Source organism: Phormidium sp. FACHB-1136, assembly GCF_014697375.1.
Lineage (GTDB): Bacteria > Cyanobacteriota > Cyanobacteriia > Phormidesmidales > Phormidesmidaceae > Nodosilinea.
In genome coordinates this window covers 66,016-79,669 of the sequence record NZ_JACJRS010000013.1, presented here as the reverse complement: position 1 = coordinate 79,669, position 13,654 = coordinate 66,016, and the positions used below count along the sequence as shown (strand labels likewise).

Below are 13,654 nucleotides of genomic sequence, written 5' to 3'. Positions count from 1 at the left end.
CTGACTTGAACAAAATTGAGAAGTTTTGGGCACGGATCAAGCACTACGTGCGAAAGACCTTGCACCAGTTTGACACCTTGTGGGATGCCCTCGACAATGCCTTCCGCGTATTGTCCTAACCTGCCTGCGGGCTGCTATACCAAGACTATTCAGCAATTGATGGTAGCGCTTGGCTTTTCTCTAGAGATGGGAAAAGTAAGCGTGATGATCCTTACGTGTTACGGGGTGGTTCCTGGTTTGACGCTCCAAAAAGCTGTCGCTCTGCCTGCCGCATTAACCATCTTCCGGATGCTCGTATCGGTACTATCGGCTTTCGCGTTGTCTGTTCTGCTGCCAGGACTCTTCTGTAGCCCCTTTCCTTGCAATACTTTTGAACTATTCTCCTTCTCCTTTTCTCTCCGTTTCCCCGGCGCGAAGCGCCTCAATTTTTTAGGTGCCCAAAGCCCCTTCATTGGGGTGCCTTCGCGGCCCCAGGCTGCCATGCGCCACCTGCCTAGGTTTTCGCCTATCCTGTAAATATCTCCTGGCATCATTCTGCTGTTTTCCCATGAAAAGCCAACTCGTCAGTCTTGCCTACGAAATTGAGCTACAACCCGGAGAGCCTTTCGTTTTGCCCCAAGACTGGGTAGATACCCTTGGCGCAGGGCGCTGGAAAATTACCATAGAGCCCGTGGTCAGCAACGATGATCTTGCTCCTACCCCACGAGACCACAGTGCCTTTCTAAACAGCTACGCCGCCGAAGACGAAGGACTGTATGACCACATCACCGGGTGAGTTTTGGGTCGCCGATATTCCCTTTACTAACGGCCAGGCTTCTAAAAAACGACCCGTCTTAGTGCTCTGGCAAGATGGGCTGGATGTTGTCGTTGCGGCAGTAACCTCAGCCCAACCTCGCACCCAGACTGATGTGCTGCTGCAAGACTGGCAGCAAAGTGGGTTGCGGGTGCCTTCAACCGTTCGCCTCTCCCGCTTAGACTGCCTAGAGGGTTCGCTATTTCTGGCCAAGATAGGGACTGTCACGGTCAATGATGCGGCCCAGTTCAAGACGACCTGGAGCGAAAAAATCACCCTGAAATTTTGATAGATCTGTTCTCTCTCGCCGAGGTGTTGTCTAGGTATCACCTATCCACCTTGCCTACGCAAATCGTCATCTACGATCCAGTGAATGAGGTGATTTCGCGATGGATAAGGTAAGCCAATACCGAAAGTGCGTTCAAACCTTGCTCCGCCAATACGCCCAAACCGACGTGGTGGATGATGGCGTTGACGTACAGCTCATTTTTGATACAGAACGAGACCACTACCAATGGATGAACGTGGGTTGGCAACAGTTGCACCGGGTGTATCGCTGTGTCGTTCATTTTGATAAGCTGTTAGTCATCTAAAATGCACTGGCCAGATTGCCCCAAAAGCCTTATAGCAAGGACTTTAGAGAAAGCTGTCATGCAATTTAAATGCACATCAGCTTATCCAGGACGGCAAAATCTGGCTTCAGCAAAACCTCACCGACCAAAATCCTGCCGAAGACCTCGTAGCCCTCGGTGTGCCCAGGGAAGACATCATCCTCGGCTTGCAACCTCCCTACAAGCGCCCCTACACCACCTATGGAGCCGCCTAGGCGGGGCATCACTGACTATTGCCTATCCATCCACCTGGCCCACCTAGACCATCCTCAGCTTGTAACCTAGTAGTGAACGTTCAAGCGGCCCAACTTCCTCACAATTGTCATGCCCCAATGGAAACTGTCCACCGAATTTACCTTTGACGCCGCCCACTCCATCCGCGACTACGATGGCCCCTGCGGGCGAATGCACGGGCACACCTACCGAGTCCGCATCGAGGCCAAGTCCCATCGGCTCCACTCCTCCCAGTATTGCCCCCACCCAGTGATGGTGGCCGACTTTCGCACCCTGCGCTGGGCCAAACGCGACCTGCTAAAAGGCGGGCTAGATCACTGCGTCCTCAACGACGTGCTGCCCGAAGGCTACGAAACCACCGCAGAAATGATTGCCCAGTACATCTACGACAAAACCAAGAAAGACCTGCCGGAGGGGGTTAAGCTCAAGGTGGCCGTCTCCGAAACCCCCGGCTCTTGGGCAGAATATGAAGACAACGAAGATTGAACTAGGAGGATCCTATGCCAGTCATCACCACCGAACAATACGTTGAGCCCGCCGTCTTCTGCGAGGTGGCAGGCCGTACCATCTATCGGGTCTACAACAATGGCGATGGGGCATCTCCGCTGAACTTCTGGTTCTCCACCACCCCAGACGAAGCCAACCTGCGCTGTCAGTTTGATGTGCGAGAGTTGGCCGCTGAGCTAGTCCGCCAAGACCCGACCTATCCTCTGCCCGTATCTCACCCCCACAACGCCGACACCGAGTGGACCGACGACGGCAAGCGCCAAATTATCCGCGATGCCTTGGCCCACACCCTGCTGCCCCTGCCCAACGAGATGGATGATTGGTGGCAGCGCTATCGTAATTCTGAAATCCCAACCCTTGCCAAAGATGACCTCCCCGACCACGACCTCCCCGACGGCTGATCTATCCCCAGCGCTGTCCCCCACCCTGCCCATCGTCGAAATGTTCCACTCCATCCAGGGAGAGGGGGCATGGGCTGGTACCAACGCCTTCTTTATCCGCCTAGCGGGCTGCGATGTCGGCTGTCCCTGGTGCGACACCAAGCTATCCTGGAATCCCAAACGCCATCCTCAACGGGAAATCGGGGAACTGGTCGCCGCCGCTCAAGCCGTTCATCCTCAGATTGTGGTGATTACGGGGGGAGAGCCGCTGATGCACGACCTGACAGCGCTGACCCAACAGCTCAAGGCGGCGGGCCTCCAGGTTCACCTGGAAACCTCCGGTGCCCACCCCTTCAGCGGCACCTTCGACTGGGTGACCCTATCGCCCAAACGGTTTAAGCCACCCCACCCCAGCGCTTACCCCCAGGCCAGCGAACTGAAGGTAGTCGTTGCCGATGAGGCTGACCTCGCCTGGGCCGAACAGCAGGCCGCCCGAGTGGCCCCCACCGTCGAAAAACGGCTCCAACCAGAGTGGGAAACGGCCAAGAGCCAGCTGATGGTGTTCGACTATGTCTTGAAGAATCCACAATGGCGCGTTAGCCTTCAAACGCACAAGTTCTTGGGAGTTCAGTAGCGATGACGCCACCCAAAGCCTCGACACCCAAAGCCATTGTTTTGTTGTCGGGCGGACTCGACTCGGCCACCGCAGCGGCCCAGGCCATCGCCGATGGGTATGCCCCCATCGCCCTATCCTTCCGCTATGGCCAACGCCACGAACGCGAGCTAGCCGCAGCCCAGACGGTAGCGGCTCACCTGGGCATCCAAGACCACTACTTGATGGACGTTAACCTGGCCCAGTGGGGCGGATCGTCCCTCACCGACCTGAGCGAACCCCTACCCCAGGATGGCGTACAAGCGGGGGCCATTCCCACCACCTATGTCCCAGGGCGCAACACGGTCTTTATCGCACTGGCCCTCTCCCTAGCGGAAGCCAAGGGAGCCGAGGCCATTTACCTCGGCATCAATGCCGTAGACTACTCCGGCTATCCCGACTGCCGCCCAGAGTACCTGGAAGCGTTCCAGAAACTCGCCCAGCTTTCCTCCAAGGCAGGGCTGGAGGGTAACGCCCCAAAACTGGTGGCCCCCCTGGTGATGGACTCGAAGGTGGATATTGTTCACCGTGCTCTGCGGTTGGGGGTGCCCATCGACCAAACCTGGTCGTGCTACGAGGGCGGCCAAGAACCCTGCGGACGGTGCGATTCTTGCCGAATTCGGGACAAGGCCCTGATTGACGCTGGACGGGCCGATCTGGCAACGTGGGTAGGCCAACAGCTATCTGCCCAGGAGACCGAATGCCCCGCCCCCACCCCCGTGTCCTAGTTATCACATCCTGCACTGGGGAAAAGCAGTTTAAGCCAGAGCACCAACTCACCCTAGACGACTTTCGCGATCCCACTCGACGGCGGGAGCGGGAGACTGAACTGGCCGAGTACGCCTGCCCTGCCGGAGATCTATACACAGGAATGCAGCACCTACGGCTGATGGAGGGGGTGCGGGCACTGCGAGACGCCTTTGGGCCTGAGGTGTTGGAGGTCGAAATTCTCTCCGCTGGGTACGGGCTGATTTCAGAGCACCAAAAGATCGTTCCCTACGAAGTTACCTTCAACGGCATGAAGGGCCATGAAGTGGATGCGTGGGCCGAGCACTTGGGCGTTCACCAGGCGATGGAGCAACGGCTGGTGAACGCAGACCTCGTTTTCTTCCTGCTGGGGGACAACTACCTCAGGGCCGTTCAGCTTCCCATCCGCACCAACGCTGACCAAACCCTGGTGTTCTTAGCCTCCGGGGGCGCGGCCCAAAAGATGCCGGATCTGGTGGCCCACACCTTTGTGCTGCCTCTCTCCAACCAAGACGCCAAGCGCTACCGCTATGGTCTGGTGGGGCTGAAGGGATTTCTGTTCAAGCAATTTGCCGAGGCGGCGGTGGCCCAACCCAACTTGCTAAAGCAGATGCAGACCCAACCCGAACTATTTCGTCAGGTGATCAACCAAGGGCTAGAGACTCCCGATCAGCAGTTGGCGCTCACCACCCTCCTGGATGCCGTGCCCACCACACCCAAGGTTTCTCGATCCACCGCCGTCCCCCGTCCGGCAAAAGACGAGTTTTTGCCCATTCCCGACGTCCCCCCCGCGCCCAATCGTCACCTGGGAATGCAGTACTTCATCCCGGATTGGGATGATCGGGTTGATCCAACCTACGATTTCCTGAACGATCAAATTACTCCCGACCGTGACCCCTACACAGATGATGTCTACGCTCATCAGGTGTATGACGTTCCTAACTACGACGGCATTCTGGTCTCGAAGGTGGTGGTAGACGGTAGCCAGAAAAAGCGGGCCAGGGTAGAAGCGGTGGGTATCCATGACTTCATCCGCTTTCAGGGCCAGGTAATGGGTGACTGCGGTGCATTTGGCTATATCAAAGAGGATGAGCCGCCCTACAATACCGTTGAAATTTTGGACTACTACGAAAACCTAGGGTTCGACTTTGGGGTGAGCATCGACCACCTGATCGTTGGCCCCTTTGCCGCCCCCGGCATCCGCGAAAAGCGCTACGACCTCACCATCCACAACGCCCAAGACTTTCTGGAGAAGCACCGAGCCGGGAGCTACACCTTCACCCCCATCGGCGTGGCCCAGGGTTGGAACCCCGAAACCTACGCTGATGCCGTCAAAGAAAATATTCGCATCGGCTACGACTACATTGCCCTGGGGGGGCTGGCCCGTGCCCAAAGCCGAGAGATCATCGAGATTATGCAGGCGGTGCGGCCCCACCTGATGCCCGACACCCGACTCCACCTATTTGGGGTGGCCCGCATCAACGCCATCCCAGTCTTTCGCCACCTGGGCATTACCAGCTTCGACTCAGCCAGTCCCCTGCGGCGAGCTTGGCTAGGCTCTGAGGCAAACTACCACACCCTTTCGAGCAAAATGTATCCAGCCGTTCGCATTCCCCCTGTAGACGGTCAAGGGGTGCGGGTAAAGCGGTTGATTGAAGCTGGGGTGTCTGACCGAGACACCCTGAAGGATCTAGAACAGGGGGCGCTGAAGGCGATGAGAGCCTTCGACCAAGGCACGTTGGGTTTGGAAGAAACCCTAGACGCACTGTTGGCCTACGACGAACTACTGGAGTTGCCGAGAGATGGCAAGGTAGATCCGGCAGAGCAGGCTAAGCGTCGAGTCAAGCATGAGCGGATGTATCGGGATTTGCTACGGGATCGCCCCTGGAAAGCGTGCGACTGTGTGATTTGCCAAGAGGTTGGCGTTGAGGTGGTGATCTTTCGAGGCAATGATCGCAATCGGCGGCGAGGGTTTCATAATACTCGCGCCTTTTACCTGCGGTTCCAGGAGTTGCTGGCAAAGCTGAGAGATCCACAGCCTTAGCCAAGATAGCGACCTGCTGATAGTTGATTTGGAAGAGGTGGATTGGCTGAGAATTGCCGCTAACTTTCTGGACGAGTAGCGCCTACCCTACTCCCCCAACTCCTTTGAGATTTCCAATCCACGGGGTCAGAATTTCAGGGTTACAGATAGTACTCCCCCCGGTTTCCCTCAGAACGGCTGAATGACATTTTTCCCTAGGCAGAGATTTCTGATTGAAAGCTCACTTAATTGAGTACTTACTCAATTAAGTGAGTGTTGTAGTGAGTGAGGAATTAAGCTGTCCTAGCGATACTCAAGACCACCAACGCTATCTGTTTGTCCACCCTACTCAGCAACCAGGCCGCAGACCCTGCTGATTGACTCTGGCCCAAATCGCAGACCCTACCCCATGGGCGAGGCAGGGTCTGCGGCCTTTCGATAGGTATGGTGGCTCCGAGATCCCTCATCGGCTGATGAACAAAACTTGGACTTTCCGCCAGTCTCCATGGCTTGTTGGCCGCAAAGGCGCGGAGATGGAGCAAGCCCAAGACTGGGACAGCTCAACGCTGACCGGAATAGATATCAATATTTTGAGTAATTAATTGAGTAATCACTTACTCAATTACATAAGTAAGTGTTGCAACAAGTGAGTGCTTGATTTATTATGGCGATGCTCACAGGTAAAACGTCATGATTATTAGCCTCACCCAGTACAAGGGCGGTGTGGGAAAGACCACCAGCGCGATCTGTTTGGCCACCCTGCTCAGCAACCAGGCTAAGACCTTGCTGATTGACTCTGACCCAAACCGCAGCGCTACCCTATGGGCACGGAAGGGGCTGCTGCCCTTTGATGTCTGTAGCGACTCCGAAGCCCCTAAGCGTCTGATGAGTGGGCAGTATCAGCACACGGTGATTGATACCCCAGCTCGACCCGCCGCTGATGACATTCGGGCTATTGCCCAGGGGGCTGACTTACTTATCTTGCCGACGACCCCCGACCCCCTCAGCTTGTCGGCTTTGGTGCAGATTGCAACGGAATTACCGCAGGGGACAAACTACTGCTGTCTGGTGACGCTGTCTCCCCCAGCCCCCCAGACCGATGGAGCGGATGCGATTGCAGCCCTGAAACGCCACGGGCTACCTGTCTTTAACCGCTCGATCCGACGCTATAAGGCGTACATCAAAGCGGCGGAGGCGGGGGTGGTGGTGAATAAAGTGCCCAGCGGTGGCGTGGCATGGCGGGATTGGGAAGAAGTCTGGAAGGAGATGGGCCATGGAAAAGTGGGATGACATTTTTAGCGCGGCGAAGCAACCGACGACGGAGGAGGAACCAGCCATCGCAAGTCCTGCCCCAGAGGCTACAACACCCCCTGCGGCCCTGCCGTCCTCGACCCCATGGGCTGACCTAGAACCAGCCGCTAAGGAGCCGACGGTACGGCTGAATGTGGACATTCCCATCAGCCTTAATGACTTGCTGGCCGCAAAGGCGCGTAAGCTACGCAAGCCCAAGACGGAGCTCGTCCGACGCTTACTTGAGTGGGCACTTGATGAATCACTTGAGTGAGTTTTTGAGTAAGTAAGTACTTGGAAAATACACGGACTCATCGGATAGAAGGTGAATAGCCTATCCGACAATCAAGGTTTCCTAGACCGTGGGTCATGTCTCGCTGTTGCCCCAGCAGGAGAAATCCCCCAACGGTTGCCCATGCCGAGGGTATCGCCCACCAACCCACCAGGGGAAAGATCCTCTCACCCAATCCGCAGGCTAGGATGACCTCAACTACCCACCCGGCCCAACCCATGCCGTTCCCCCAGCCACCTGGCCCCACTACCGCTACCCTCACCGACTGGCTCACCATTGCCGTGGCCCGCCTCTGCCAGCACATCGCCCCAGAGCGCATCATTTTGTTTGGGTCTTGGGCCAGGGGCAGCGCCACCCGTCGATCCGATATCGATCTCTTCCTCGTGTGGGACTGCACTCTGCCGCCCCTGGAGCGCATCGGTCAGGTGTTGGCCCTGTTGGTGGATGCCCCCGCCCCGGTGGAGGTCATCGTCTACACCCCGGCGGAACTGGCCCAGCGGGCCAATCGGCCCTTTATCCGTCAACTCTTGGCCGAAGGTAAAACCCTATATCCGCAAGCCCCCCAATGAGCCACGAAAAGCTACACCAAGAAGCCATCCGCTGGTATCGCCAGGGCTTGGACGACCTAGAGGCGACCCAGGCATTGATTGTGGCCAAGAAGTTTGCCCAAGCCTGTTTCTATGCCCAGCAATCCGCCGAAAAAAGCCTCAAAGCCGTGTGGATTAGCCTCGACGGCGACCCCTGGGGCCATTCCTGCACCCGGCTCCTACGCGATCTACCAGAACCCGCCCTCGCCCAGTTTCTCCCGCTGCTAGAACTCGCCCTCGCCCTGGATAAGCTCTATATCCCCACCCGCTACCCCGATGCCCTGGCCGAACTCACCCCTGGGGAAGCCTTCACCCAACGGGAAGCTGAATCGGCCCTCGCCGCCGCCGAGCAAATTTTGCACCACGTCCAGCAATGGTTGCAGGTGTCCTAGTTCGCCGGAAATCAGATGCCAGGGTTCTACACATTTCTACACATAAGTTGCAGCATGACCCGCAGGCCCACAGCAAGCCCCGTGGAATCCTTTGGCGCTTACTTGAGTGAGTGCTTGATGAATCACTTGAGTAATTGAGTGAGTAAGTAATCTTATCTATGGAACAATTCGGTTAACGTAGCCCTTGGCTGACAAAGCCTGCCCAGAAGTAGGGGCTGGCAAAGGGGCAATCCTGTTTTTGATACTGCTCAAACTGGTAGAGGGCTGAGGCAAAGGCTGTTTTCTGGCGCTTCCAGTGATCGCGCCCTTGCTTAATCGGCTTGTAGTCTGGGTGGGGTTCGGCCAGGGCTTTCAGTTGACTGCGGTAGTTCTGGAAATTCTGTTCTGCCTGTTTCCATTGCGCTGCGAGTTGGTCGCGGAGGGGCTGATAGTGGGTCTTTAGATCCTTCCCGCTGAGATGCTGCATTTTCTGCTGGGCCTGTTGCAAGGCGGTGGGGCGGTCGCGGCCCTGTTCTCGGAACTGGTAATAGAGGTCGCAGAAGATAGCGGTGGCGAGGGCATTAACAGACCAGAGGGTGCTAACCACTGACCTGGCCCCGGCGCAGAGGAACCCGGTGGAGAGGGTCAGCAGGTCGTCGGTGAGGGTGGGGGTGCCGAGGTTGGTTTCGCAGCAGGAGAGGAAGACATCGACCAGGTGGGGCATCCGCCAGCCGGGGGAGAGCAGGTGGCCGAGGGTGATGTCGCCGTCTGCCAGTTGCAGGGCGGAATCGAGGGGATTGCTGAGGTTGGAGGCGGCGTGGTGGATGGAGTGGAGGGCTTGGGTTTGGGGGGCTTTGGCCAGGGTGCGGTAGTTGGCTTTGGTGGCCTGTTGTTTGCCGCGCAGGCGTTGTTTTGCGGGGATGTTGAGCCGTTGGGCAATGGCTTCAAACCCAGCGGTGACGACCGGGCGATCTCCGGTGGCGTCTTCTACGGAGCCGAGTTGATGGCCGGGGACGAGGGGGGCGGCGGGGTTGCCGTTTTCGCGGCTGTGGCAATAGCTGAGGATTTGGGCGCTGGGAAGAACTCGCAGGCGGAATTTATCGCCTAAGACCCTCACCCCCAGCCCCTCTCCCAGGGGGAGAGGGGAGCCGGAAAGGGAGTCTGGGGCCAGGGGCAGGGCCGCAAAGGGGATCAAATGCAGGGCGATGTGGGGGATGAGGATGAGTTCGTCGATGCCTTGCAGGTGGGTTTGGACGAGGGTATCGAGTTGGAGGCGCTGGGAGAGTTCGGCCAAGCGCTGGGGCATGGCGTCGATCCAGGTGGAGAAGTTTTGCTGGTAGGGGGTTAGCCAGTTTTGCAGGATCCAGTTTTGGAAGGGGATGCCTTGGTCGGTGCAGATGTGAAGGTAGCAGGTGATCTGGCCCTCATCCCCCAGCCCCTTCTCCCCAGGGAGAAGGGGAGTCGGAAGGGAATGGCTGGCTTCCCCCTCGCCCCTAGTGGGAGAGGGGGATTGAGGGGGTGAGGGGTGGCGTAGCACCAGGATGTAGGTGTGGTCGTTGGTGCTGTAGAAGCTGAGCAGGGCGGTGGTGGGTTGGTGGGCGATGAGGGCCGAGAGTTCCTCGAAGCTGAGGCTGGGCACTTCTAAGCCTTCGGCGAGTACCTGGTCGAGGGAGCGCAGTTTTTTCCAGATTTCTTGTTTTTGGGCATTTAGGGTTTGAAGGTCGGCGCGTTGTTGGTCGGCTTGATCTCTGAGGGTGGTGCCGCGCAGGCTGAAGTGGCCTAGGCTGCTACTAGCCATTGCAAGGCCGTCGTTTTCTTGTCGCCGTTGCAGTTGGTCGATGCAGTGTTGGAGGGTTTCATATTCGTCTAGGTAGCGCTGCACTTCTTCAGGGATGTCGCCGCCTTGGTAGAGGTCGTTGCTGGCCATTAGTTCGACGAGGTGGCGGGAACGGGCGCGTTCGGTGAGGAGGATGGCTTCGGCGTATTGGCCGAGGTTGATGTGGCATTGCAGGGCGTTGGCATAGACCCCCATGGCGTTTTCCATCAGTTCTTGGCGGCGTTGGTCGTCGGTGGCCCAGGTGCGGGTTTGTTCTACGGCGGCAATGGCCACTTGGTAGCCTTCGGTTAGGGCGGCTTGCCAGTGGCCTCGGCTAAAGTGCAGGTCGCCCAGGGCATGGGCAGATCTGAGACAGCCATAGGGATTGGTAGTTGGTGTCAGAACAGTCAAACTTTGCCGATAGGCGGCAATCGCATCTTCGATATTCTGGGCTTTGTCCCCCCGAAGGCGGTTACCATAGGCGATTGCTAGATTATTCATGGTCATTGCCCACTCGACGGGCATCGCACTTTGCGTCCTCACCGTCAGCGACTTCTCGTAGGCAGAGATCGCCTCCTCGATATTCTCCGATTTGTCACCTCGAAGGCGGTTACGATAGGCGATTGCTAGATTATTCATGGTTTCTGACCACTCGACGGGCATCGCACTTTGCGTCCTCACCGTCAGCGACTTCTCGTAGGCAGAGATCGCCTCCTCGATATTCTCCGCTTTGTCACCCCGAAGGCGGTCACCATAGGCGATTGCTAGATTATTCATGGTCATTGCCCACTCGACGGGCATCGCACTTTGCGTCCTCACCGTCAGCGACTTCTCGTAGGCAGAGATCGCCTCCTCGATATTCTCCGATTTGTCACCCCAGATGCGCTCAAGGTAAGCGTTTGCTAGATTATTCATAGTTTCTGACCACTCGACGGGCATCGCACTTTGCGTCCTCACCGCCAACGACTTCTCGTAGGTGGTGATCGCCTCCTCGATATTCTGGGTCTTGTCTCCCCGGATGCGGGAATAGTAGGCGCTTGCCAGATTATGCATGGTCATTGCCCAATCAACAGGCATCGCACTTTGCGTCCTTACAGCCAACGACTTCTCGTAGGTGGTGATCGCCTCCTCGATATTCTGGGCTTTGTCCCCCCGGATGCGGGAATTGTAGGCGTTAGCTAGATTATTCATAGTGATTGCCCACTCGACGGGCATTGCACTTTGCGTCTTCACCGTCAGCGACTGCTGGTAGGCGACAATCGCTTCCTCGATATTCTCCGCTTTGTCTCCCCGGATGCGGGAATAGTAGGCGTTGGCCAGATTCATCATGGTGGTGGCCCACTCGACGGGCATCGCCGTTGGCGTCCTCACCGTCAGCGACTGCTGGTAGGCGACAATCGCTTCCTCGATATTCTCCGCTTTGTCTCCCCGGATACGGTAATAGTAGGCGTTGGCCAGATTCATCATGGTTTCTGACCACTCGACGGGCATTGCACTTTGCGTCCTCACTGTCAGCGACTGCTGGTAGGCGGTGATCGCTTCCTCGATATTCTCCGCTTTGTCTCCCCGGATGCGGTAAAGGTGGGCGGTTGCCAGATTATGCATGGTTTCTGCCCACTCGACGGGCATCGCCGTTGGCGTCCTCACCATCAGCGACTGCTGATAGGCGGTGATCGCTTCCTCGATATTTTCCGCTTTGTCTCCCCGGATGCGGTTACGGTAGGTGATTGCCAGATTATTCATGATCGTGGCCCAGTCCATCGGCATCGTGGCCTGGGTCATCACCTTCAGGGCTTGGGTGTAGGCGGCAATGCCCAACTCTAGGTTTAGCCAGCGTGTTCCCAAGGGGAACTGATTTATCAGATTGCCAAACGTGCCGAATACCGCCGCCATGGAGGCGAGCCTTTCTGCGTCTCCTGTCAATAGCTGCGCTGCAACTGTCGGTAGAACAGCCAGCAACTCAGGGTTAAATCGATCTTGCTGCTGCGCCCATACAGGATAAATCTGCTGAGGATTTCCTTGCCTGTCTACAAGCAACTGCAATGTCTCCAGCAAAAACTGACGGGCGGTGTCTGTGTCTTGTGGGACGCTTGTCCCTAACCCTATGGCCGCTGCCACCTGCCCTACAAGCTGCTGCAAAAACTGGGCCGCATTGTTATCCCCTTGCTGGGCGGCCTGCTGAGCAATGGCCATCGCCACCTGCACAAACCCCTCATCCACCAGCGCCCCATTCGCCTGCAAAATCGCCCCCTCCTGGCCACTGGGGCATTCCAGCAATTCTTGAATCAGCGCCATATACTGCTGCACTCTCGCCTCATCCATCCGTCCCACCTCGCAAAACGCTCCAAAACCACCCAAGCCAACCCGTGGGGCACGGCCCTAGCATTCCCCCACCGCCAAGCTATCTCACCAGCCCCGCCAAAATGTCTCAGTTTGTATCTCAGTCATTCGCACAGGGGCCACCGCCACAGCAGCCCCCCACAGGCATCGCCCCCATCAGATCCAGCGCTAAGCCACCGCCGCAGACCCATTCATCGGGTCAAAATCACGATATTCCTGCAACCCCTGGGCCTCCTTTTGCTGCCACTCGGCAGTCATCTGCCCATAGGTTTGACGAATATGCTCCAACGCCGTCTTGAATTCCGCCTCCAGCGTTTCCGTTTCCGCCTCAATCCAGGCTTGTTTCCAATCCTCCTGGGCCTGGGTCGCCTGGGCCGCCGTCATCCCCCGAATATCCACCTCAGGTTCGGGGCAACGCTCCGCCAGTGCCTTGAGCTTGGCCTGGTGCGCATTTTGGCATTGGGTAGCCGTCCCGATGCCATGCTTTTCCAGGTCAGCAATGCGCTCTTGGGCAAACACCATCTGCGCCCGCCCCTTAGCTTGGCCCACACTGCGAATACTGGGAGGCAGATGGGCCGTGGTGAGGTAGGTAACAGCGGCATGGAGTCGCACAATCTCCAGCGCCTCCTGGGCCGAGAGGCTATCGGAAAGCAGATACTCCTCATAGCGCGACAGCAGCTCGGCATAGGCTTCAGGGATTTCGTAGTAGGTACTGTGAAACCAAGCCGCCGCCACATTGATCAGCAGGGGCAGGGCAGCGGCACCCAGGGCCAGGAGCACCCCCGCCGGAAACATCAAAACCAGAATGGTGCCCGCTTCTACCGTTAGGCCCAAAAACGCCATGCCCCTATCCGTCATCGGCGCTTTCCTCAACGCTGGCCCTTCGATGTCTTTCACCAGAGCTTGTTTAACAGCCACAAAGTTTTGCCGCTTCATCAAAATCACCTCGCAAACATGGGTTGAACAAAAACGTAAACAAGAACTCTCCATCACCTCTGGCCCCCTCTCCCA

13 protein-coding genes and 1 pseudogene are annotated in these 13,654 nt (G+C 57.3%); 12 read left to right on the top strand and 2 right to left on the bottom strand.

All coding sequences use genetic code 11. From position 1 onward, the window contains the following. Nucleotides 1–547 precede the first annotated feature (547 nt). The 12 genes and pseudogenes from H6G62_RS06315 (at nucleotide 548) to H6G62_RS06260 (ending at nucleotide 8,508) form a co-directional block, all read left to right on the top strand. Nucleotides 548–775 (top strand): hypothetical protein, encoded by a 228-nt coding sequence (locus H6G62_RS06315; protein ID WP_190493267.1) that lies wholly within the window; start codon nucleotides 548–550, stop codon nucleotides 773–775. After that, entirely contained in the window at nucleotides 756–1,082 is a 327-nt protein-coding gene (locus H6G62_RS06310) for a type II toxin-antitoxin system PemK/MazF family toxin (RefSeq protein WP_190493266.1), read from the top strand. Before H6G62_RS06315 ends, H6G62_RS06310 begins: the two co-directional genes overlap by 20 nt. Before the next feature lie 100 nt (nucleotides 1,083–1,182). Next, a pseudogene (locus H6G62_RS06305) lies at nucleotides 1,183–1,619 on the top strand (XisI protein). Between the two features lie 109 nt (nucleotides 1,620–1,728). After that, nucleotides 1,729–2,124 (top strand): 6-carboxytetrahydropterin synthase, encoded by a 396-nt coding sequence (locus H6G62_RS06300; protein ID WP_190493265.1) that lies wholly within the window; start codon nucleotides 1,729–1,731, stop codon nucleotides 2,122–2,124. A gap of 14 nt (nucleotides 2,125–2,138) precedes the next feature. Next, on the top strand, nucleotides 2,139–2,546 hold the full coding sequence (locus H6G62_RS06295) for a hypothetical protein (protein ID WP_190493264.1): 408 nt from the start codon (nucleotides 2,139–2,141) through the stop codon (nucleotides 2,544–2,546). Continuing rightward, on the top strand, nucleotides 2,512–3,159 hold the full coding sequence (locus H6G62_RS06290; protein ID WP_199324783.1) for a 7-carboxy-7-deazaguanine synthase QueE: 648 nt from the start codon (nucleotides 2,512–2,514) through the stop codon (nucleotides 3,157–3,159). Before H6G62_RS06295 ends, H6G62_RS06290 begins: the two co-directional genes overlap by 35 nt. A gap of 2 nt (nucleotides 3,160–3,161) precedes the next feature. After that, nucleotides 3,162–3,905, top strand: coding sequence for a 7-cyano-7-deazaguanine synthase QueC (gene queC / locus H6G62_RS06285; protein ID WP_190493263.1), 744 nt, complete (start codon nucleotides 3,162–3,164; stop codon nucleotides 3,903–3,905). Beyond that, nucleotides 3,878–5,968, top strand: a complete 2,091-nt coding sequence (dpdA, locus tag H6G62_RS06280; RefSeq protein ID WP_190493262.1) for a tRNA-guanine transglycosylase DpdA — start codon at nucleotides 3,878–3,880, stop codon at nucleotides 5,966–5,968. The genes queC and dpdA overlap by 28 nt, the downstream gene beginning before the upstream one ends. Before the next feature lie 669 nt (nucleotides 5,969–6,637). Beyond that, the gene (locus H6G62_RS06275; RefSeq protein WP_190493261.1) at nucleotides 6,638–7,237 is read left to right on the top strand and encodes a ParA family protein; all 600 of its coding nucleotides are present in this window, start codon (nucleotides 6,638–6,640) and stop codon (nucleotides 7,235–7,237) included. Beyond that, complete coding sequence (locus tag H6G62_RS06270) at nucleotides 7,221–7,511, top strand: hypothetical protein (protein ID WP_190493260.1); 291 nt, start codon at nucleotides 7,221–7,223, stop codon at nucleotides 7,509–7,511. The genes H6G62_RS06275 and H6G62_RS06270 overlap by 17 nt, the downstream gene beginning before the upstream one ends. A gap of 206 nt (nucleotides 7,512–7,717) precedes the next feature. Further along, nucleotides 7,718–8,098: a nucleotidyltransferase domain-containing protein gene (locus H6G62_RS06265; RefSeq protein ID WP_199324782.1), complete on the top strand. Its 381-nt coding sequence runs from the start codon at nucleotides 7,718–7,720 to the stop codon at nucleotides 8,096–8,098. Beyond that, nucleotides 8,095–8,508, top strand: a complete 414-nt coding sequence (locus H6G62_RS06260) for a HEPN domain-containing protein (RefSeq protein WP_190493259.1) — start codon at nucleotides 8,095–8,097, stop codon at nucleotides 8,506–8,508. The genes H6G62_RS06265 and H6G62_RS06260 overlap by 4 nt, the downstream gene beginning before the upstream one ends. Nucleotides 8,509–8,680: 172 nt before the next feature. On the opposite strand, the gene H6G62_RS06255 is transcribed toward H6G62_RS06260, so the two are convergent. Next, entirely contained in the window at nucleotides 8,681–12,625 is a 3,945-nt protein-coding gene (locus H6G62_RS06255; protein WP_190493258.1) for a CHAT domain-containing protein, read from the bottom strand. Nucleotides 12,626–12,811: 186 nt separating this feature from the next. After that, on the bottom strand, nucleotides 12,812–13,579 hold the full coding sequence (locus H6G62_RS06250; RefSeq protein ID WP_190493257.1) for a hypothetical protein: 768 nt from the start codon (nucleotides 13,577–13,579) through the stop codon (nucleotides 12,812–12,814). Nucleotides 13,580–13,654 lie beyond the last annotated feature (75 nt).